At 57.7% G+C, this 556-nt stretch carries 1 pseudogene; it reads right to left on the reverse strand.

Annotated elements, in window-relative coordinates:
- Positions 1 to 373, reverse strand: a pseudogene (locus ACWTU8_RS32065) (hypothetical protein); the annotation flags it as partial.
- Between the last annotated feature and the right edge of the window lie 183 nt (positions 374 to 556).

Raw genomic sequence — 556 nt, forward strand, 5'->3', positions numbered from 1 at the left:
CGATGCCGGACAGCCACGTCCGCGCACCAAACTCGCGTGCACAGAATTCGAGATCCTCAGAGCGCATGTCTGTCGCCGAAATCTCGGCGCCCACGTAAGCAACCCGCAGCCAGCGGGTGACGCGTCCGGCACCCGACCCGAAATCGAGGATTTCGCTTGGCTCAATTCCGGCCAGGCCGACCGCTGCGGCGATAACGTTTAACGCCGATCCCCCGCACGATAGGTAGTGCCGGCTATTCCCATGAAACATCGCATCGTTCTCATGAAGGTTCAGCGACACCAATTCATGCAGTGTGGAAGCGAAACCGCTGAAAGCAGCATGGTCCTGTCGGTCCAAGGTTTTCATTTTTGTCGTGAAATCATCGCTCTTCATTACCGGTTACGGCATAGCACGCGAAACACCGAGCATCTATATCAACAAACCATAAACAACCTGCCCGCAACGGCGATGCGGGCGATGCCCACGTCACCCAACGCGCTGACAAGCGGTCAACACGGACTATGGACAAGGCGGATACCTAGTTCCTCGCCGCGCACGCGAACGACTCAATCCGGC

This window comes from Mesorhizobium sp. BHbdii (genome assembly GCF_053848045.1).